The sequence below is a fragment of the Anaeromicrobium sediminis genome, assembly GCF_002270055.1.
In the GTDB taxonomy this organism is placed as follows: domain Bacteria; phylum Bacillota; class Clostridia; order Peptostreptococcales; family Thermotaleaceae; genus Anaeromicrobium; species Anaeromicrobium sediminis.
The window spans coordinates 304,842-326,816 of sequence record NZ_NIBG01000003.1 but is presented as its reverse complement, the minus strand read 5'-3'; the positions used below and the strand labels follow the sequence as shown (position 1 = coordinate 326,816).

The 21,975-nt window shown below is 32.0% G+C and carries 20 protein-coding genes; 4 read left to right on the top strand and 16 right to left on the bottom strand.

The features are described 5' to 3' along the window. Window positions 1–444: 444 nt before the first annotated feature. From CCE28_RS06310 to CCE28_RS06255, 12 genes are all read right to left on the bottom strand, one after another. Window positions 445–999 carry a rubrerythrin family protein gene (locus tag CCE28_RS06310; RefSeq protein ID WP_095132080.1) on the bottom strand — a complete coding sequence of 185 codons (555 nt, stop codon included), beginning with the start codon at window positions 997–999 and terminating at the stop codon, window positions 445–447. A gap of 132 nt (window positions 1,000–1,131) precedes the next feature. Next, on the bottom strand, window positions 1,132–2,490 hold the full coding sequence (locus CCE28_RS06305) for an aldehyde dehydrogenase family protein (RefSeq protein WP_095132074.1): 1,359 nt from the start codon (window positions 2,488–2,490) through the stop codon (window positions 1,132–1,134). Between the two features lie 62 nt (window positions 2,491–2,552). Continuing rightward, on the bottom strand, window positions 2,553–3,668 hold the full coding sequence (locus CCE28_RS06300) for a 4-hydroxybutyrate dehydrogenase (RefSeq protein ID WP_095132072.1): 1,116 nt from the start codon (window positions 3,666–3,668) through the stop codon (window positions 2,553–2,555). Between the two features lie 509 nt (window positions 3,669–4,177). After that, entirely contained in the window at window positions 4,178–5,086 is a 909-nt protein-coding gene (rbsB, locus tag CCE28_RS06295; protein WP_095132070.1) for a ribose ABC transporter substrate-binding protein RbsB, read from the bottom strand. Between the two features lie 42 nt (window positions 5,087–5,128). After that, window positions 5,129–6,067 (bottom strand): ribose ABC transporter permease, encoded by a 939-nt coding sequence (rbsC, locus tag CCE28_RS06290; protein WP_095132068.1) that lies wholly within the window; start codon window positions 6,065–6,067, stop codon window positions 5,129–5,131. After that, window positions 6,067–7,563, bottom strand: a complete 1,497-nt coding sequence (rbsA, locus tag CCE28_RS06285) for a ribose ABC transporter ATP-binding protein RbsA (RefSeq protein WP_095132066.1) — start codon at window positions 7,561–7,563, stop codon at window positions 6,067–6,069. Before rbsA ends, rbsC begins: the two co-directional genes overlap by 1 nt. Next, window positions 7,564–7,974, bottom strand: a complete 411-nt coding sequence (gene rbsD, locus CCE28_RS06280; RefSeq protein WP_095132064.1) for a D-ribose pyranase — start codon at window positions 7,972–7,974, stop codon at window positions 7,564–7,566. It lies immediately after the preceding gene. Window positions 7,975–7,979: 5 nt separating this feature from the next. Next, a complete protein-coding gene (gene rbsK, locus CCE28_RS06275) occupies window positions 7,980–8,891 on the bottom strand; it encodes a ribokinase (protein WP_095132061.1) in 912 nt (303 codons plus the stop codon). 55 nt (window positions 8,892–8,946) lie between these two features. Beyond that, entirely contained in the window at window positions 8,947–9,945 is a 999-nt protein-coding gene (locus CCE28_RS06270) for a LacI family DNA-binding transcriptional regulator (protein ID WP_095132059.1), read from the bottom strand. Window positions 9,946–10,342: 397 nt separating this feature from the next. Next, complete coding sequence (locus CCE28_RS06265) at window positions 10,343–11,080, bottom strand: amino acid ABC transporter ATP-binding protein (RefSeq protein ID WP_095132057.1); 738 nt, start codon at window positions 11,078–11,080, stop codon at window positions 10,343–10,345. A gap of 11 nt (window positions 11,081–11,091) precedes the next feature. Next, window positions 11,092–11,763, bottom strand: a complete 672-nt coding sequence (locus CCE28_RS06260) for an amino acid ABC transporter permease (RefSeq protein WP_095132055.1) — start codon at window positions 11,761–11,763, stop codon at window positions 11,092–11,094. Between the two features lie 14 nt (window positions 11,764–11,777). Further along, a complete protein-coding gene (locus CCE28_RS06255; protein ID WP_095132054.1) occupies window positions 11,778–12,593 on the bottom strand; it encodes an amino acid ABC transporter substrate-binding protein in 816 nt (271 codons plus the stop codon). A 186-nt stretch (window positions 12,594–12,779) separates the two neighbouring features. Between CCE28_RS06255 and CCE28_RS06250 the strand changes: the two genes are divergently transcribed. Both CCE28_RS06250 and CCE28_RS06245 read left to right on the top strand, forming a co-directional pair. Next, a complete protein-coding gene (locus CCE28_RS06250) occupies window positions 12,780–13,094 on the top strand; it encodes a LysO family transporter (protein WP_095132052.1) in 315 nt (104 codons plus the stop codon). A 3-nt stretch (window positions 13,095–13,097) separates the two neighbouring features. Continuing rightward, a complete protein-coding gene (locus CCE28_RS06245) occupies window positions 13,098–13,691 on the top strand; it encodes a lysine exporter LysO family protein (protein WP_095132050.1) in 594 nt (197 codons plus the stop codon). 831 nt (window positions 13,692–14,522) lie between these two features. On the opposite strand, the gene CCE28_RS06240 is transcribed toward CCE28_RS06245, so the two are convergent. After that, window positions 14,523–15,365 (bottom strand): formate/nitrite transporter family protein, encoded by an 843-nt coding sequence (locus tag CCE28_RS06240; protein WP_095132105.1) that lies wholly within the window; start codon window positions 15,363–15,365, stop codon window positions 14,523–14,525. 277 nt (window positions 15,366–15,642) lie between these two features. On the opposite strand from CCE28_RS06240, the gene CCE28_RS06235 reads away from it, so the two are divergent. Next, window positions 15,643–17,220, top strand: coding sequence for a glycoside hydrolase family 10 protein (locus tag CCE28_RS06235; RefSeq protein WP_095132049.1), 1,578 nt, complete (start codon window positions 15,643–15,645; stop codon window positions 17,218–17,220). A gap of 31 nt (window positions 17,221–17,251) precedes the next feature. On the opposite strand, the gene CCE28_RS22175 is transcribed toward CCE28_RS06235, so the two are convergent. Both CCE28_RS22175 and CCE28_RS06230 read right to left on the bottom strand, forming a co-directional pair. After that, window positions 17,252–17,428, bottom strand: coding sequence for a hypothetical protein (locus CCE28_RS22175; RefSeq protein WP_176461694.1), 177 nt, complete (start codon window positions 17,426–17,428; stop codon window positions 17,252–17,254). 58 nt (window positions 17,429–17,486) lie between these two features. Continuing rightward, window positions 17,487–18,302, bottom strand: a complete 816-nt coding sequence (locus CCE28_RS06230; RefSeq protein WP_095132048.1) for a hypothetical protein — start codon at window positions 18,300–18,302, stop codon at window positions 17,487–17,489. A 207-nt stretch (window positions 18,303–18,509) separates the two neighbouring features. Here CCE28_RS06230 and CCE28_RS06225 point away from each other — a divergent pair, with 207 nt between their 5' ends. Further along, window positions 18,510–18,866: a carboxymuconolactone decarboxylase family protein gene (locus CCE28_RS06225; protein ID WP_095132047.1), complete on the top strand. Its 357-nt coding sequence runs from the start codon at window positions 18,510–18,512 to the stop codon at window positions 18,864–18,866. Between the two features lie 41 nt (window positions 18,867–18,907). Here the strand turns inward: CCE28_RS06225 and CCE28_RS06220 are convergent, their stop codons facing one another. Further along, window positions 18,908–21,964, bottom strand: coding sequence for an efflux RND transporter permease subunit (locus CCE28_RS06220; protein ID WP_095132046.1), 3,057 nt, complete (start codon window positions 21,962–21,964; stop codon window positions 18,908–18,910). Between the last annotated feature and the right edge of the window lie 11 nt (window positions 21,965–21,975).

Below are 21,975 nucleotides of genomic sequence, written 5' to 3'. Positions count from 1 at the left end.
TAACGTTATACCTTTAATAAAGGTTGTTATAAAATTCGTATACCACTATCGTGGTTACTCATATCGTAATTAAATCAATTCCCATTCGGTCATTTATTTAATTACTCAAGCTGGCTTAAATTCTTATACTGTTTAGTTTTCAAAGTTCAATTTGCTTTGTCGCCTCGTTTTGGCGACTCAACCATCTTACCATTTTTATCGGAGACTGTCAAATACTTTTTCGAGAAAATTTATTGACCGTCTTGACGACAAGATATAGAATACCATATTCACTTCTTCATGTCAACACTTTTTTAATATATTTTCTTAATACCATTAGTACTCTACCTATTTCACACCTCTTAACGTCTTTTTCTCTTTATTTTACTTTCCTATATATATAACTCACAATCAACAATTATAAATAACTAATTAGGGTATCACCAAGATTGATACCCTAATTAGTTAAAAACTTTTATATACTTCTTTTTTAGCTCCACAAATAGGACATTTTTCAGGAGCTTCATCTAAAACTGTATGACCACAGATTGGACATACGTGTACAGAATCCATTTTTAAATCTTCACCTTCTTTAGCTGCATCTTGAGCATCTTTAAATAAGGCTGCATGAATTTTTTCAGCTTCAAGGGCAAAGTGAAAGGATCTTTTAGCTTCCTTTTCATCTTGAAACTCTGCCACTTGTAAGTAAGCAGGATACATTTGCTCTACTTCGTGAAGTTCACCATTTATAGCTCCCTGTAGATTCTCTACAGTAGTTCCCCTTCCAAATACAGCTCCTGCTGTTACAGTATAATCATTTTTTTTATCTTCTAGTACTTTAAAATGATTATTTGCATGAACTAATTCTGCATAAGCAATGGCTCTAAATAATCTTCCTATATTAGGCACCTTCTCATCATCAGCCATATCTGCCCATGTAAGATATCTCATATGAGCCATACTTTCTCCACCATAGGATGATCTTAAATAATCTTCAGTCATAACATTTTTAACTGCCATTTTAATTTCACCTTTCCTATTCATAAACTATTTTTTTACCTATTAAATAAGATAACCAAATGGAAATAGTTATAAACTCTTTTTTTACAAAATAAAAAACGGGTCAATATTGACCCGTTTTTACTATATTAATTATGCCCAAATTTGCTCGTCAGTTGGAACTTCTGCATCTTCTTGTAATAAAGCAATTCTTGAAACGTTGATTAAGTGCTTGTAAGTGAAGTTTTCAGAAATTGAGTTGTTACCCCAAGATCCGCATCCTAATGTAGTTGTTGGAGCAAATCCATTAGTGAAACTTCCACCAGCAGTTGTAGCAGATGGAGCGTTAACTACTAATCTAGATACTGATAATCCAGCTCCAGCTTTTTCTATGTTCTCTAAAGTGTTAGAGTGAATAGCAGCACTGTGTCCGCTTCCTTCCATATCTAAGTTAGTCTTAGCAATCATAACAGCTTCGTCAATGTTTTCATACTTAAATGTAGACATTACTGGACACATTTTTTCTTTACATAATAAGTCTTCTTCACCAATTCCATCAGCTTCTAATAAGATAATCTTAGTATCAGCTGGAATTTCTACTCCTGCCATTTCAGCGATTTTAGCAGTTGTTTGACCTACCACGTCTTTGTTCATATGTCCATCATGGAAGATAGTATCTCTGAATTTCTTCTTATCTTCTTCACCTTTTACTAAGTAACATCCTTGATCTTCGAATGCTTTCATAACATTATCATAGTCATCTTTATGAGCGATGATTGTTTGCTCTCCAGAACAGATGATTCCGTTATCGAAAGTTCTTCCTGTAATGATTCTAGAAGCAGCTTCATTAAAGTCTACATCTCTATCTACAATAACTTGAACGTTTCCAGCTCCAACTCCGTATGCTGGCTTTCCACTTGAGTAAGCAGCTTTAACCATTCCCATACCACCAGTTGCAACTACAACGTCAGCTACGTTCATTAATTGGTTAGTCTTTTCAATTGAAGGTTCTTCAATGATTTGAATTAAATTCTCAGGTGCTCCAATGTTTAAGTCTCTAATAGCTTGGTTCATTAACTCAACAGTCTTTGTACTACACTTTTTAGCTCTTGGATGAGGTGCTACAACAATAGCATTTCTTCCTTTTAATGCGAACATTGCATTACACATTGGAGTAACAATTGGGTTAGTAGTTGGAGTAACAGCTCCTACAACTCCCATTGGCTTTGCAACTTCAATAATCTTAGTATTTTCATCTCTGCTGATGATTCCAACAGATCTCTTATCTCTTAAGTCATTCCAGATTACTTTAGACTTACCTTTGTTCTTAGCAACCTTGTGCTCATAAACTCCCATTCCAGTTTCATCTACAGCTAATCTAGCTAAGCTCTCAGCATTGTCATATACAACCTTTGCTATAACCTTTACCATCATATCTACTTGTTCTTGTGAAAAACTCTCGAATTCTTTTTGTGCTTCTCTAGCTTTTTTAATCATAACATCCATACTCATTGGATTTGCCCCCTTAGCATTGTTAGTTTTTTAATTAACACATTTCTACAAACTTATACAAATTAGTATAAGTTTCTGTATACAGACACAATTTCTTCTCTTGAAAGTGGTACATAGTTATTAGCTAATAATCTTTGTTGCTTTTCAAGAACACTATCAGCAAATAATTCTATTTCTTCCTCTTTCATTCCATAAGTCTTAAGTTCATTCTTAGCTAATAATTTTCCTAAAACTTCTTCTACCTTTTCATAAACGTCAGCTTCATCTACTCCTAGTATTCCAGCTAACATAGAGTTTACTTCTTTGATAGATCCTTCTGGATTTTTCTTGTTGTATAACTTAAATACTTCTGTGAAGAATTGGTAGTTTGCTTCTCCATGAGGAACATGGTAAGTACCACCTAATGGATATGATAATGCGTGAACTGCCCCAACACCAGTGTTACCGAAAGCAATACCAGCATAGTTACTTGCAATTAAAATATCCTCTAATCTTTCAAATCTATATTCTTCTCCCTTTTCAATAATATTTAAATAAACATCAAATATCATTTCTATGGCCTTCATACTGTATATCTTAGTATAAGGATTTGATTTAGGAGAAACTTGTGATTCTATAGCATGTATAAGTGCATCTATAGAACTATATACATAGAACTTATATGGAAGTCCCTTTAAAAACTCTGGAACTAATACGGCATGATCTGGTAATATTTCATCTACAGCTAATCCCATCTTAGTCTTTTTAGATTTAATCTCAGCTATACTGATGTTTGTAACCTCAGTACCAGTACCACATGTAGTAGGTATAGCGATTAATTCCTTTTCTTTAACTAAATCAATTTTTCTGTCAAAAGCATCTACTACATCATCTAAGTCCTTTAATACTAAAAGCTTAGCAATATCGATTGCAGTACCTCCACCTACAGCTATAATTCTGTCGAATTCATTTTTCTTAGCATCCTTTAATATGGCATTCATCATTTCGTCAGAAGGCTCACCAACACCATATTCTTCTTGCATTATAAAGTTAGCTTCTAAGTTTAATTCTTTCATGAAAGGCTCATATAAGAATCTATGAGTTAATACTAAGTCTCCCTTGCCTAAATTAAACTCTTTTGCAAATTCAGCAAAAGTATCAAATTTATGCATTTTTGATTTTAATTTAAAAAGCTCCATAATTTGATTCTCCCTTTCTTTATGTATTATCTAGTAAGTATTTGTACTTCGTATATGTATCATCAATTATTGTGTTATTTTTTTGACTAAGTTTCATTAAAAATAAAATGCAATTATCATACCAAATTTTACAAACTAATATTTAAATTTAGCATAAATCCTTGCACATCCTTATTTTAACCTATTCTCCTCATAAATGAAAGAGATTATTTGAATATTTTTATAAGTATACAATTATACTTCGTTGCATTTCAACAACAAGCATATTGATTTTTTTTTAACACTCTTTGTTATTTTTCTTTCTCATCAAGCTATTTCCAACTAATGGAGAAACGTTGCCGTTTCGCATCACTATTTGCATTTTTACAACACCCTTTTAATTATAAAAAAAGAGTAATTAATCCCTTATAATTTTTCAATTAAAGGACTAATTGCTCCTAGAAAATTTTATTTTCAAAACAAAACAAAGCCGGCACATATGTGCCGGCTTCTAATTATTAGATTAAGAATTATTCTGTTATTAATTTTAAGTCTACTGGAACAAATTCTTCTACACTTTCACCTTTTACAACCTTATTAGCCATAACTACACCTAATTCTCCAATTAAGCTTGGTTGTTGTGCAACTGTAGCTAACATTTTACCTTCTTTTACAGATTTAACTGCATCGTCAGTAGCATCAAATCCAACTACTTTAATATCTCTACCAGAAGCTTCAACTGCCTTAAGAGCTCCTAAAGCCATTTCATCATTGTGAGCAAACACTGCATCTATTTCTGGTTGAGCTTGTAATATGTTTTCCATTACATTTAATCCCTTAGTTCTATCAAAATCTGCAACCTGCTTAGCAACTACTTCCACATTAGAACCCTTTAATGCTTCGTTAAATCCAGCTCCTCTATCTCTAGCTGCTGAAGTTCCTGCAATACCTTCTAATTCTACTACTTTAGCTTCTTTACCTAATTTTTCTAATATATAGTTTCCAGCCATCTTTCCACCAGCCACATTATCTGAAGCAATATGAGTTACAACTTCTCCACCATTAGCTCCTCTATCTAGAGTTATTACTGGTACATTCCCATTGTTAGCTGCCTTTACTGCATTTCTAACTGCATCAGAATCTGTTGGGTTAATCATTATAGCAGAAACACCTTGAGTTAGTAAATCTTCTACGTTTCCTAATTCCTTTGCTGGATCATTTTGTGAGTCTAAAACAATTAATTCATATCCTAGTTCATCTGCCTTTGCAACTGCTCCATCTTTTAATGTAACAAAGAATGGATTGTCTAATGTTGATAATACTAATCCGATTTTAACCTTTCCTTCTTCTTTAGGTTGTTCTTCAGGCTTAGCTCCACAACCTACCATAGCTCCCACTACTAAAAGGGCTACTAATAAAATAGAAATAATTTTTTTCATTTTCCTCACTTCTCCCTTTGTTTTTTTTAGTAAAACTTACTTTTACTTTTGTTTTCTATCTAAAAGTACAGCTATTAAAATAACTATACCCTTAGCCATTAATTGATAATAGGAAGTTACATTCATTAAGTTTAGAGCATTGCTTAAAACTCCTATTATTAATGCCCCTATAACAGTTCCAAATACACTTCCCACTCCACCAGCTAGGCTTGTACCACCTAAAACAACAGCAGCTATGGCATCTAATTCATATCCACTTCCAGCAGTAGGTTGAGCTGATGATAGTCTAGAAGTTAGTATTACCCCTGCTAGGGCTGCTAATGCACCACTTATCATGTATATATAGCATTTCATTTTTTCTGTATTTATACCAGATAATTTTGCTGCTTGTTCATTACCACCTAGGGCATATGTGTATCTTCCTAATCTCGTATTAGTAAGAACATAATAAGCTAATATAAATACTGCAATTAATATATATATGGGTACAGGAATTTTAAATAAATATCCTCCACCTATGGCACTAAATAAATCTGCATTTTTTTCATATCCTAAGCTTATAGGTTTTCCATTTGTAAATACAAGAGTTCCTCCCCTTAGCAAAGTCATAGTTGCAAGGGTAACTATAAAGGGTTGTACTTTTCCTTTTGTTATTATTATACCATTGATAAGTCCTATAATAGTACCTATAACAAGAGCTCCTATTACAGCTACCACCACATTGGATCCACTTGCAATAAGGTATGCTCCTACAGCACCGGAAAACGCAACTACAGAACCAACTGAAAGATCTATACCCCCTGTTAATATTACAAAGGTCATCCCTGCTGCTATTACTCCGTTTATTGTAGTTTGTCTTAAAATATTTAATATGTTAGAAGTGGTTAAAAATCTTGCATTTAACATAGATATTATTGCTGAAAATATTACAAGTGCAATTACTGATTTGTATTTTACTAAGAAATCTTTATTTATTTTCATCACCTATCCTCCTCAATTCCCACAGCATAAGTCATAATTCTCTCCTGTGTTGCTTCTTCTCTTTTTAACTCTTTAGTGATTCTGCCTTCATGCATTACTAATATTCGGTCACTTAAACCTAATATTTCAGGGATCTCTGAAGATATCATGATAATGCTTAATCCCTCTTTTTTTAGTTTATTTATTAAGTCATATATTTCTTTTTTAGCCCCCACATCAATTCCACGGGTAGGTTCATCTAGTATAAGAATCTTAGGAGAACACATTAAGTTTTTAGATATACATACCTTTTGCTGATTTCCACCACTTAGATTCTTAATTATTGTATCCGCGTTAGGGGTTTTAATATTCATACTCTTAACATAGTAATTAACTTCTTCACTTTCTTTATTCTTATTTATCTTAGATAACATAGAATAATGATTTTTCAAAGAAGATATACTCATATTTTCTTTAACACTTAAATCAAGTATTAGTCCATCTTTTTTTCTGTCTTCTGATACATAGGCAATTCCATAATTTATGGCTTCTTCAGGAGATTTTATATTTAATTCTTTACCTTCTAAAAGAATTTTACCTGATGAAATCTCATATGCTCCATATATAGTTTTGGCAAGTTCTGTTCTACCAGCTCCCATAAGACCTGATATACCTACAATTTCTCCCTTGTGTAGTTTAAAGTTTATGCCTTTTATATATTTATTGGACACATTTTCTAATTCTAAAGATAATGGTCCCCTATCTACTTTAACTGAAGGGAATTGTTCACTTATTTTTCTCCCCACCATCTTTTCAATCATTTCATTTTGATCTATATGTTCAATCTCTTTTTCATCTATGAACTTTCCGTCACGAAGTATAGTTACCCTATCACAAATTTCAAATATTTCCTCTAGTCTATGGGATATATACACAATACTCTTCCCTTGAGCTTTTAAACTTCTTATTACCTTAAATAATGTTTCTGTTTCCTTATCTGTAAGGGCATCTGTAGGCTCGTCCATTATTATGATCTTAGCGTCTAAAGATAACGCCTTACCTATCTCAATCATCTGTTGTTTACCTATACTCAAGGTAGAAACCAAGTCATCAGGTTTTATATTCACATTCAATGTATCTAATAATTTCTGACTTTCTTCCTTAAGGGTCTTCCAGTCGATTCTCTTAAATTTATTTACGGGCTCTCTTCCTAAAAACATATTCTCAGCAACGCTTAATTCTGGTATAAGATTCAGTTCCTGATGTATTATTCCTATATTAGCTTCTTGAGAGTCCCTAGTGTTACTAAAGTTAACTTCCTTACCTTCTAAAAATATTTGTCCACTAGTTTTTTCATAAACTCCCGTTAATATTTTCATCAAAGTAGATTTTCCTGCTCCATTTTCTCCAAGTAAGGCCATTACCTCTCCTTCATATATGTTGAAGTCCACACCTGATAAGGCCCTAACTCCAGGAAATTCTTTAATTATATTTTTCATAGTAAGTATTTTTTTCATTTAAAATACCACTCCTGATTTTAATATTACATTAGCATATGGTGTGAATTCTCCTGTTCTTACAATAGCTTTAGATTCCCTAGTTTCTTCCTTAAATTCTTCATGGCTAACATAAGTCAGTAAAACCTTTTCCCCAGCCTTACTCTTTATCATATCTATCATTTTATCATGTAAATCTTTACTAATATTGATCATTTCTCCCGCAATTACTACTTCTTCTACCTTTAATTCTTCTAAAACCGTCTCTAATGTATCTAAAAAGCTTGGTATTCCCTCTTTAAGTGCCAAATCAATTCTTTGTACATTATTAGGAACAGGTAAACCACTATCACAAATTGTAATATGATCTGTATGTCCCATCTTAGATATTACATAAGATATTTCAGAGTTGATTAAAAGAGCCTTTTTCATATTAATTACCTCCTAAAATTATTTACTTCCTCCATTGTTGGTAGCGAACTCTGTGCTCCCTTTTTAGTTACTGTAAGAGCTCCTACTTTAGTTGCAAATTCCACTGCTTCGTCTATGCTCAAACCCTTTATTTTTCCCACTGCAATGGCTGCTGTAAAGCTATCCCCTGCTGCAGTAGTATCAACCACATCTACTTTAAATGCATCATAGTATTTCTTTGTATCTTTGCTTATATAAACACATCCCTTAGATCCTAGAGTAACTATAATTTCTTTTACTCCCATATCTAATAAATGCTGTGCTGCCTTATCCACATCTTCTAAAGAATCAATCTTTATTCCAGTTATGGTTTCTAGCTCTGTTTCATTTGGTGTTAATAAATCTATATTTTTAATAATATTTTCTGATAAAACGTTTGCCGGTGCTGGATTTAAAATGGTATATTTATTGCATTTTTTTGCTTCTACCAAAAACTCTTCCACCACATTTAATGGAACTTCCAGTTGAGTAACTGCCACAGAAGATTCTTTTATTATATCCATAGAGTTCTCTATTATGTCCTCATCTATTCCATAATTTGCTCCTGGTACAACTACTATGGAGTTTTCTCCTGAATCATCTACAGTTATCATGGCAACTCCTGTTGATACTCCATCTATTTCAATAACCTTATCCACATTAGCCCCATCTTTTTTTAGGGAATCTTTCAGTATAGTTCCAAATTCGTCTTTACCTACAGCCCCTATCATACTTACTTGTCCTCCAAGTCTAGCCATGGCACATACTTGATTGGCACCTTTTCCTCCAGGAATCTTACTAAAATCCCTTCCCAATAAAGTTTCACCTGGTTTTGGCATATTCTTTACAGTACACACTAAGTCCATATTTAAACTACCTAAAACTACAAGCTTCGACATGTTTTCACCTCTTCATTTATGTTTGGTTAACCGTTTAACCTACTATCAAAAAAAATTATACACTTTCTCTTATTACAATTTCCGTATCAAGGATTATTTCCTTGTATTTTTCATTACGCTCTATACTATCTATGAGTATTTCTGCTGCCTTATACCCCATCATATAATTAGGTTGTTTTATTGTAGTAAGCTTTGGTGAAGTTATTTCTCCTAAATATATGTCGTCAAAACCTAAAATTCCAACATCCTTAGGTATGCCCATTTTATTGTCCTTTAATACATCCATTGCACCTATGGCTATTAAGTCATTTCCACAAAAGACTCCATCAAATTCTATGTTAGAATCAATAATTTTCTTTATGGCTTCTTTCCCCCATTCAAGGGAATATACACCTTCTAACACCACTTTAAAATCAATCTTATGATCTTCTAGTGCTTTCTCATATCCAGCAATTCTTCGACTAGAAGTATTATCTTTCGTAGATGAGCTAATCATTACGATTTTCTTATAGCCCCTATTAATCATATGAGATACACCTTTATAGGCTCCCATAAAATTATCTACTAGTATTCTACCCCTTACATTGTCAATATTCAAGTCCCTATCAACTAAAACTATAGGGAGAGATATTTTTTTGTAAAAATCAGTATTATCCTCTTTATTCTCTGATGCAGTCATGATAATGCCTTCTATCATTTTTTCCTTTAGCATAGATAAATACTCTTCTTCTTTTTTTACAGAATTATCCGTATTGCAAACGATAACATTATATCCAGCTTTATTGGCTTTATCTTCAGCACCCCTAGCAATTTCAGGAAAGAATGGGTTAGATATATCTGGTATAATCAAACCTAAAGTTTTAGTTTTCTTAGTTACCAAACTACTAGCAATCCTATTGGGAATATAATTATGTTTCTCTATGACCTTTAATACTTTGATTCGGGTTTCTTCACTTATTTTGCCAGTCTTTCCATTTACTACATTGGAAACGGTGGCAGTAGAAACTTTAGCGTACTTTGCTATATCTTTAATGGTAACTTTCCTATTATTCATTATTGTACACTCTTTTCTAAAATCTTTTAATTACTAAAATAGTATCACCATTTTTCAAACTTTTCAATAGGATGTTTATTTGGTAATTTATTGAATACTACCTTATTATGGCTTATATACTTCATTAGAACTATAAATAAAATATATTTTTTTCAGAATTTTTCTTCTTTCTTGTAGAAAAATGTCTAATTTCTAAACATATAAAAAAGTCATACTTCGTATGATTCGTTATGGAACCATATGGTTCCCGCAGGCGTATGCTATCACAATCTGAACACCTTCCTTTAAAGAGGCTGGGGATGTTCCCCCACACCCCTTCTTTTTTTTACTTATCCACGGTTTTTAAAATTTATAGTTTCCTAGTAAGTAAAAAAAGAGGGATCCCCCTCTTTTAGAATTATTTTCCTATAACTTTTCTTAAAAATTCCTTTGTTCTTTCATTTGATGGATTAGAAAAGATTTCATTAGGGCTTCCCATTTCTACAATCTTACCATTATCCATAAATATTACTCTATCGGCCACATCCTTAGCAAATTCCATTTCATGGGTTACTATTATGGACGTTATATCTAACTTAGTTAAATCTCTCATTACTTCTAATACTTCTCCTACCAATTCTGGATCTAGAGCAGATGTGGGCTCATCAAATAGTATAACTGACGGCTTTAGTGCCATGGCCCTTGCTATGGCCACCCTTTGCTTTTGTCCCCCTGATAATGAATTAGGATAGGAATCTCTTTTTTCTATTAAGCCAACCTTTTTAAGGAGTTCTTCCCCTATTTTAATAGCCTTTGACTTCTCCATCTTTCGAACTACTACAAGGGCCTCTGTTATATTTTCCATAACAGTTTTATTATTAAATAAGTTATAATTTTGGAAAACCATGGCACTCTCTTTCCTTAAAGAGTATATTTCTTCATTTTTTACATTCTTACTGTCTATTTTAGTGTTGTTCACTCTTATAATGCCTGAATTGGGCTTCTCTAGATAATTTAAACACCTTAAAAGGGTGGATTTCCCAGATCCAGAGGGCCCTATAATTACTAAAATTTCTCCTTTTTTTACTTGCAGATCAATATCCTTTAATACTTCTAAGTCTCCGAAACTTTTATATAAACCTTTTATCTCTATCATGATTATCTCACCTAACTATATGCAGTATTTAATCTTTTCTCTATTTTACTTTGTATATAAGTGAAAGTTAAAGTAATAATCCAGTAAATAATAGCTACAGCTAAATAAGTCTCAAAGAACTTATATGTGGCTGCTGAAATCATTTTTCCCTTTGCCAACACTTCTGAAACTCCCAACACAAAAGCTAGGGAAGTTTCCTTTAATAAACTTACAAAGGTATTTCCAAGGCCTGGTACTGCAATTCTAAATGCCTGTGGAAATATTATTCGTCTCATGGCCTGCCACTTAGTCATGCCAACAGATAGAGCTGCTTCCATTTGGCCCTTATCTATGGCATTTATAGAACTTCTTATTATTTCTGCCATATATGCACCACTATTCAGACTAAGACCTATAAAAGCTGCCATATATGCACTTACTTCAGCAAATTTTGGTATTATTTGAGGCATACCATAGTAAAGTATAAACAATTGAACTATTAATGGAGTCCCTCTAAAAAAGGATATATATATACTAGCTAATTTATCTAAAGCCTTAATTTTATATACTCGTATTATTCCCAGCATAGTTCCCACAAAAATACCAATAAACATGGAAATTAAAGTTAAAGATAGAGTTATATGGACAGAACTTAATAACTTTGGAAAAATCTCAATTATAAATTGAAAATCTAAATTAATCATTTTTCATCTCCAGTCTACTTGCTTGTTACATCTACCCCAAACCATTTTTGAGATATCTCATTTAAAGTATTGTCCTTTGCCATTTCTTCTAAAGCCTTATTTATTTTCTCTATAATAGCCTTATTTTTAGCATTGTTAACAAATGGGAATGAATTTTCTAGCGTTGACACAGAGTCTCCTCCCAATTGTAATTTTAGTCCTGATTTTTTAATATTTATGGCTGCAGCTAATTTATCGTTCATAACTGCATCAATTCTTCCAATTGCCACATCCTGTAATGAACCTATAAAGTCTTCATATGTTATTATATTAATTTCATTGCTTTTATCATATTCTCTAATTAAAGATTCATAGTTTGAACCTAAACTTACACCAACTTTTTTACCCATTAAGTCTTCTAGAGATTTTATTTCTTCATTACCTTCTTTTACTATTAATTGGGCACCTGAATAAACATATGGTGATGCGAATTCATATTTATTTTTTCTTTCTTCTGTTATAGTTATCTGATTTGCTATAGTATCTATTTTTCCTGAATCTAACATTCCAAATAATCCACTGAATTCGGCTGTTTTAAATTCTACCTCTATATCCATTTTTTTTCCAATTTCTTTCCATACATCTATTTCAAATCCATCTAATTCACCTTCATTGTTTAAATAAGTAAATGGATGATAACCACCTGATGTCCCTACTACTATGCTAGGTTTTCCTTCTTTTTTACTAGCACTAGTCTTTACTTCTGGTTCCTTTAATCCACATGCAGCTAGTAATCCTATCATTAAAATTAAGCTTAAAAGTCCTATTATTTTTTTGTTTTTAAAAAGCATTTATTTTCCTCCTTTTTAATCCTTAGTATTCCAATCGGAATACCATAGATAAATTTTAACATCATATCATTACTACGTCAATGATTTCACGAAATAACTTATATTTTAATTTCCTTGTAAATTCTGTAAATATGTGATAATTTTAATCTGGAGATAAGGTCAAATGCTTTCATAGGAGGTAAATTTATGAGTAGATTATTATTGTATTTGGCTATTTTAATTATTGGGGCATTCTTTGGTTCTAAGGGATTGACTAAAGAAAAAGTTTTAAGTAAGTTGGAATTATTTCAAAATGTTTGTCTTTTATTCCTACTTTTTATTATGGGAATACGAATAGGAATTGATAAAAATGTATTAGGTTCCTTTTTCAAATTAGGTTATCAAGCTGTGGTTCTCTCTTTCTTTTCTATTTTGTTTAGTGTACTTGCAGTAAAATCCATTAAGAAATTTATAGAGAAGGACAATAAAAAGGAGAACATGAGCATAAAAAAGGGGGCATAAGCAATGACTTTTAAAATAATCCTTTCCGTAGTAGTAGGAATTGGTAGTGGCTATTTCTTTTTTAACGAATCCATACTACCTTATACTTCTACCATAGTAGATATCGGTTTATGTCTATTATTACTCTTTGTAGGAATAGATATAGGTCGAAATAAAAGTGCCTTTAATAAAATTAAAAATATGGGATTTAAAATATTGTTAGTACCTATTATGGTAATGTTAGGCACTTTAGTAGGAAGTTGTATTGGTGGTTTTTTCTTAGGACTTCCTGTAAACGAATCTAGTGCCATAGGTGCGGGATTTGGATGGTACACCCTATCATCCATATTATTGGTAGATTATTCATCAGAATTAAGTGCATTGGCATTTATATCTAATGTGGTAAGGGAAATATTCGCCCTTATTTTAATCCCTATAGTAGCAAAATATATGGGAGATTTAGAATCTATAGCTCCAGCTGGAGCCACGGCTATGGACACATCCTTACCTATAATATCTAGTTCTACTAACTCAAAAACTTCCATAATAGCCTTTATAACAGGAGTAATAGTATCATCTAGCGTTCCTGTATTGGTTCCTATGCTTATCAATATGTAGAGTGAAATTATCACTCTATTTTTTTTTTAATAATTTGTCCTTATTTACTCACACTCTTGTACACTTTTTCATAAAATATAGTGAGATATATGTTAATGGTCCTTAGTTAGGATCCTTTCATAATAATCTCACAGCCCCGTGTTCATGAAGAGATAAAATATATGATTATGATGATTTTACTCGTATTTAATAGGCCATTACTGCACCTACTATAAAAAAACTTCCTATAATTAAACAATGGGATATATAGTCAATTGATGGAAGGCAATAGCTATATATCTCATATTTACAAAGGATAGGCATGGTAATATTAGAATTATTCACACAGTCTTCGGAAACGACCCAGATGTGATCTTTCACCAAACTTATAACTTTCTAAATACTCACCTACAGAAAATTGTAAGTATTAATATTCAAAATCTTAAAAAACCTAATTGTTCGGATAAATAAAAAATAGGAAAGATAATAACTGATAGAATAGCCCTCACTTGCTCCTAGAGCTAATTTAAATTCTTATACCCCCATAGATAATTATGTTAGTTCGGGTAAAAATGCTATTTAAATTTTTAATCATAGTGAAGTTATTAAAAACGAACCTCTACTTTTATTTAGATGGGAAAGGGTAATTAAAAAACCTTTTTGTAATACTCACATTATTAATTACTTGTTCTCTTTAATAAATATGCCGTGTCTAGCTTACTATGGAGAAAACTTACGCCTATGTTTTTTCAATTAATTTTAAATAGGGTTCATTAAATGACTTTACTTTTAAACCATCGTTCGGATATAGATAATTAGAAAAGTGACTAAGAAAACTCTTAGTCACTTTTTTTATTTATCTTTTTTTAAATATAAGAACCAGTAAATTCCACCTACGAATACTACTCCTCCAACTATATTCCCTAATGTTACAGGAATTAAGTTATTAGTTATAAAGCTTCCCCAATTTAAGTTAGCTAATTTTTCAGCTGACAAATGGGAAGCCTCAACATATTCTGCATTAGCCTTTGCTAAAATACCAACAGGTACATAGTACATATTTGCTACACTATGTTCAAATCCAGAAGTTACAAATAGCCATATTGGGAAGAACATAGCCAGTATCTTACCTGCTACATCTTTAGCTCCATAAGCCATCCAAACAGCTAGACAAACTATCCAGTTACACATAACGCCTAAGTAAAATGCCTGCATAAAAGATAATGACACTTTATAAGATGCAATCTTCATAGTAACTGCAGCTAATCCATTAGCCCCACTATGTAATTGACCTGATTCTACAATCATATATGCTATCAACACAGACCCTATAAAGTTTCCTATGTAAACAAAGAACCAGTTTCTCAACATTTGACTTATAGTAGTTTTCTTCTCAAGTACGCTTAATATTATTAAATTATTCCCTGTAAATAAATCACCACCTGCTATTACTACCATCATAAGACCTGTGGCAAATATAGCTCCAGCTAAAGCCTTTCCTAGTCCATAAGCATCAGGGTTTCCAAATAAATTAAATGCTGCCATGTTAGATCCTTCTGCTGCAAATGCTATAAATGCTCCTGCTACTAAACCTACAAATAACTGTTTGATCCATGACTTGTTAACCTTCTTTACTCCTACTCCTACTGTATGTTCAGCAATTTCCATAGGAGTATTGAAATTTTTACCGTTCACACTTTCACTTCCTTTCTTTTTTACATCCATTGATTATATAAAGTATCTCCTATAAAATTAATAGGGTTGTGACTTTTTTGCAATATTTTTTTTACAAAAAATCATTCCCCTTTTCAAGGATTAAACACACCCCAAGCGAACACCTCTCTTTTTCTATATAAAATCAGTTATTAATTGTTCATTAAACTTCTTTGTAAAAGGTATCAAATGCACTATATACTTATCATTAAACCTAATTTATAATAATAGTATAACTGTCGAAAAAGAGGGGAATCTGATGAAAAAAAATATTATAAAAAAACTACTTCTATCTGCTATATTATCTTTTTCTTTAGGGATGAGTTCAACAGTATCCTATGGATTAGAAAATATACCAGATGTATATCCAAAGCGTGAACTTCGTTCTGCTTGGATAGCTACTGTATATAATATAGACTGGCCGTCTCAAAAACGTCTTAGTGTTGATGTACAAAAAAAAGAATTTATTCATATGATCAAAAATTTAAAGGATATGGGTATTAATGCTATAGTAGTACAAATTAGGCCTACTTCTGATTCCTTTTATCCATCTGAGTATGTTCCTTGGTCTGAATTTTTAACGGGAACTCAAGGAGTTGATCCTGGATATGACCCACTTGAGTTTATGGTTGAAGAAGCTCATAAAAATAATATGGAGTTTCATGCTTGGTTTAACCCTTATAGAATAAGTACAAAAAACAATTTAGATTTACTTTCACTAGATCATCCAGCAAGGAAAAATCCCGATTGGGTAATTTCTTATGGAAATAAGCTATATTACGATCCTGGTAATGTTCAGGCCCGTGAGTTTATAGTAAATGGTGTTTTAGAAGTAGTTAAGAATTATGATATTGATGCAGTTCAATTTGATGACTATTTTTACCCCTACAAGGTGGCTGGTCAAGATTTTCCAGATGACAAATCTTATAATTTATATGGGAAAGGTATGTATTTAAGCAAGGATACATGGAGACGCAACAATGTTAATACCTTTGTAAAGGAAATTTATGATGGAATAAAATCAGAAAAGAACTGGGTTAAATTTGGAGTTAGTCCCTTTGGTATTTGGAGGAATGCATCTATAGACCCAACAGGTTCAAATACTAATGGTGGACACGCTAGTTACGATAGTTTATATGCTGATACTAGATATTGGATAAATACCCATACTATAGACTATATAGCACCTCAAATATATTGGAATTTTGGTTTCACTCCTGCTCCTTATGAAACCTTAGTAAATTGGTGGTCTAATGAAGTTAATACCAAAGATGTGCACTTATACATAGGTCAAGCCGCTTATAAAGTAAATAAATGGAAAAACTCAGAAGAAATGGCAAATCAATCACTATATAACTTGAAATTTCCACAAGTAAAGGGAAGTATGTTCTTTAGTGCAAAACAACTTATAAACAATCCAAAGGGTATTAGTGATACATATAAAAATCATGTATATAAATATCCTGCATTAATTCCTACTATGCCTTGGTTAGATAATGTGGCACCACTAGTTCCTAATTCCTTGTATATTTCTAGGGAAAATCTAGGGGTATGCATGTATTGGGAATCTCAAGATTATGATGATGTTTCCTATTACGCCATATATAGAGTTGAAGGAGATTCCTTAACTAATTTAGATATCCAAAATCCAAAAAATTTAATAGGAACTGTAAGAAAAGATCCTAATTCTAATTTTCAGTTTTTCATTGATAAAACAGCACAAAATAAAGATTACACTTATGTAATTACTGCATTAGACAGACTTCACAATGAAAGTAATATCAGTAATGTACTTACTGTAGATAAGGTTGAGGGTGGAATTTTAACATTAGAATAAACTAAAAGAGTGACCATGTCACTCTTTCCATTTAAATTTTGTCTAAAAATTTTTCTTTCATTTTTTTTAGTTTGGCTTCATACTCTTCACTGCCACTCACTTCAAAAGTGTACTCCTCATAGGTCTGAGAACGGGGAGTTTTATTTTTAGACTTATTTTCCATTATCTTTTTCATTTTTTTTAAAATTTTCGCTTTACTTGAAGCCATAAATAATCACCCCTTCTTAATAATATATTATGCTTTTTTGTATATTAAAGTTAAATTTTTATTCCATTCTTTCAACTTCAATGTGTAAATGTAAGTCTAATATGCCTATTATATTTCTAACTATTAGGTGTTCTCCATTTATAGTATTACTTCCCTCTATAACTACAATCATATCATCTGGTGTAAATTTAGTATCAATAAGACCATATATTTTTTTCCCACATTTTGTTTTACATATACATACACCATGTTCTTTAAGTGTACACATTATATGGGTTAATTTTTCTATTTCTAGCTTGTTTGTTTGAGCCATCTTTCTTAAGCCTTCTGTATTATCATCAAAACATCTTATCTTCACATCTTTTCTCAGGTTCTGATATTTTGCTACTAAATTCTCATATAAGATAGGAGGATAGAATTCTTGACTTTCAATATATTTTTCCATTTCACATATTATACGATTTTGTGCCTTTACCACATTAGCTGAAATTTTATGATTATCCTTTCCCAGCCTACTTATATGCTTAAATTCTTTCATATCATCTACAGTCATTTCCATTCCTTTAAATGAAAACTTTTTAATATTTATCGTGGAAAAGAATGTTATCTCCATAAATTTAATAGCCAGGATTAAAAGAATAGCCACTGCACCTACATTAAATATTTCCCTATCCCAAGTATTATACTTTATTAGTAAATCAGCACTACAGATAGGTTCATGAAAGTTCATTAAAAATATGGTAATCCATATTAGATTTAAAAAATAATATATTCTGCTAATAGTTCTCTTCCACATATCTGTAAAGTACATAAGATACATAGATAGTAAGATTGTTATGAATGGGAAAAAAATTAATATATACCTTGCGATCATACTACCTCCACCTTAAGTGTTCTTTTACTATAAATTATGCAGGCAGTCAATATTTTGTCCCAAAATCCGCTGCATAACAGCCCTTGTTTAATAAAATATGAAATTTAAATTATAGTTTTACAAATCGTAACAAATATTACATACTTTTCCCATGTAAATAGGTATCCTATATATATATATTAGGAAAAGTTCACAGGAGGGATTATTATGGATAGAAAAAAATTAGAGCAAGAATTTAAAGAGGAAATTGGTTTCATACCACCAGGAGTAATGGTATCTAATGCCTTTGGAGAAGATTTTCAAAGGATTATTGCATCATACCATCATGAAATTTGGGAAGGTGGAGTAATTCCCCTAAAATATAGATATTTAATAGCTTTAGCAACAGCCATATTTGATGACAATGAGACTCGTTCAAAACTTGAAATGAATAAGGCTATTAAATATGGTGCTACTAAGGAAGAAATCCTTGAAGTATTAAAACAACAAGTATGGATGAAAGGTGCTCCAACGTTAGTTCAAATAGCACCCCTTGTAAAACATTTAGAAAATAAATTCAAATAAAATAAAATTAATCCCCACCAAATTGAGTGGGGATTTTTATATTAAGCTACCTTTTCTTTTTTCTTTCTTTTCATCATTTTATTTTCAACCATGGAATAAATTGTAGGTACTACAACTAAGGTTAATATGGTAGAAATACTTAGTCCTCCCATTAAGGCAATAGCCATTGGTCTAAACATTTCTCCTCCAGCTAACACTAATGGTACTAGACCTATAACGGTAGTAGTTGTACTTAACATGATTGGTCTAAATCGTCTATCTACTGCACTGCTACAAGCTTCATCGATAGATTTTCCAGACTCCCTTTCACTGTTAATGTAATCTATTAATACAATGGCATTATTTACAACTATCCCTAGTAAACTTACTAGTCCTAGCATTGCTGTAAAGGATAATGGTTGCCTTGTTAAGAATAAACTCCATACAGCTCCAATAGTAGCAAGGGGTATTGTGGATAGTATTACTATTGGTTGCATATATGAATTAAATTGGAACACTAATACACATATTATTAATAGTAGAGATAGTATTGACAGTATTCCTAGATCTGAGAAACTGTCAGTAATACTACTTGCCTCTCCATCGAAATCTAGCCTTACATTACTTGGTATGTCTAAATCTTTAACAATTTTTTTTATCTCCTTCTCCACATTACCTGCTGTATATCCATTTTTTAAATCTGAAGTAATTGTGGAAGTTCTTTCCCTGTCGTATCTTCTTATAAGAGGATATTGAGCTTCTAAGCTTACTTCTGCTACTTCCTTTAATAGTACCTTTTTTCCCGTTATAGAAGATTTTATTGCTAAATTCTCTAAGTCTTCCTTTGTAGTTATATCACTTTTTACAATTATATCGTATTCATTTCCATTCTTTCTAAAGGTAGATGAATTTTTACCTCTTAATGCTCTACTCACTTCTCCCTGAACATCATACTTTGATATTCCGTAAATACTTGCTTTATCCATATCCACATTAACTTTAAATTGATACTCTTTTGATGCAAAGTCATCATCTATATTCATAGTACCTTCCACTCCTGCTATTGCCTCTGTTAGCATATCTGTAGCAATTTGTAAATCTTCAATGCTATCGGAGTAAAGTCTTATATTTATAGGACTGTCTCCACCACTACCTGCATCAAGTAAATTAGCCTTTGTCTTTCCTCCTACTATGTTTTTATCTAATTTATCCTGTAAGTATACAAGTAACTCACTTCTATTTTTAAATCGTGTACTTTCCTTTAAATCTATTTTTAAGAGTACCTGGGCTAAGTCATTTGATTTAGAAGAACTCCTAACTGTCATATAAAATTTAGGCAATGAGTCTCCTATGCCCGATGCTGTCTCTATAACTTCTGGTTCTTCTGCCATTAAGGCTACCACATTATCTGCTATATCTTCAGTTAGGCTTAAATCTGATGAATTCTCTGATGTTATGTTTATATATATTAGGTCTTTATCTGCCTTAGGGAACATGCTTACTTCTAATCCTTTAAGTGCAACGCCCATGCTTACAAAACCTATTACTGCACATATTATCATGGCCACTTTTCTCTTCATTGCTGTCTTTAAAAGTTTGTCAAAGAAGTTACGAAGCTTTGATTCCTTTTGGGCTTTCTTCTTACTCTTTTTAAAGAATATATAGGCCAGGGTTGGTGTAGTAATCATAGCACAAACATAAGAGTTCATAAGGGCTATTATAACTACTGACGGAACCCCAAATATATATTCACCTACAGCTGATCCTATAAATAACAATGGCGCAAAGGCTAATACAGTTGTAAGGGTAGACGTAAGCATGGACATGGCCACATCCTTAGTTCCCTTTACACAAGCTTCAAATTTAGCTAATCCATCATCTATATATCCTTGTATAGAATCACTTACTACTATGGCATTATCCACAAGCATACCTAAGGCTATTATTAAAGCCGATATGGACATTTGCTCTAGCTTTATTCCAGTAAAATACATAATTACAAAGGACATACATATGGACAATGGAATGGCAGTAGATACTATTATGGCATTTCTACCTCCCATGCCAAAGAAAACTACTAATATAACAAATACTATAGATTCAATTAAGTTTATAATAAAGTCATTTATGGACTTCTCCACATCCTTTGGTTGGAATATTACTTCATTAAATTCTATATCACCTGGTAAAGACCCCTTTAATTCTTCTATCTTATCTTCGACTTCATTTCCTACTAATACCACATTTAAAGTTTCTTCAAAATATCCAGTTAAAAGTACGGCATCTTTTCCATCTTGCTTAAACCTTGGTGATGAATCATCTATCTCATATTCAACAGAAGCTATATCCTTTAGTCTCAATATATTCCCATCACCTGAGCTCATTAATATGGTATTTCTAATTTCATCGATAGATTCATAAGTACCATTTGATTGTACACTTATTTTACTTTTGCCATTATCCACATCACCTGATGGTATACTAATATTTTGAGATTGAATAATATTTCCTATATCATCTAGTGATAAGCCATAGTGGTTTAACTTATCTATATCTACTTCCACACTTATTTCTTTGTCTAACTCTCCATTTATTTCAAATCTTTTTACACCATCTATTTTACTTAATTCTTTTTTAAAGTTATCCGCATAGCTTGCCAGTTCTTGATAAGAATATCCTTCTCCAGTCATACTAATGATTATTCCTGCCGTATCCACCAGATTAGTATTAATATCTATAGGTCTACATTCACTAGGAAGTTTCCCTTGGACAGGTTGTATCTTTTCTCTTAAATCATCCCAAGATTCATCTGGGTCTGCTCCATCTTTCAAATAAACTATTACAGTAGATAGGCCACTTTTAGATGTGGATCTAACATAATCCACCCCTTCCACATTGGCCACCTCATCCTCAATAACTTTACTTACAAGTTCCTCAACATCCTCTGGTGCCGCCCCTGGATATACAGTAGTAATACGAGCCACTGGTGCACTTATATCTGGTGACTCTTGTCTTGGTAATACATAATAACTATATAAACCTACTATTAATGTTAAAACTATCATTAATATGGTCATCTTCTTATTCTTAATAGCTGCATGTGTTATTCCTTTACTCATAGGATACCTCC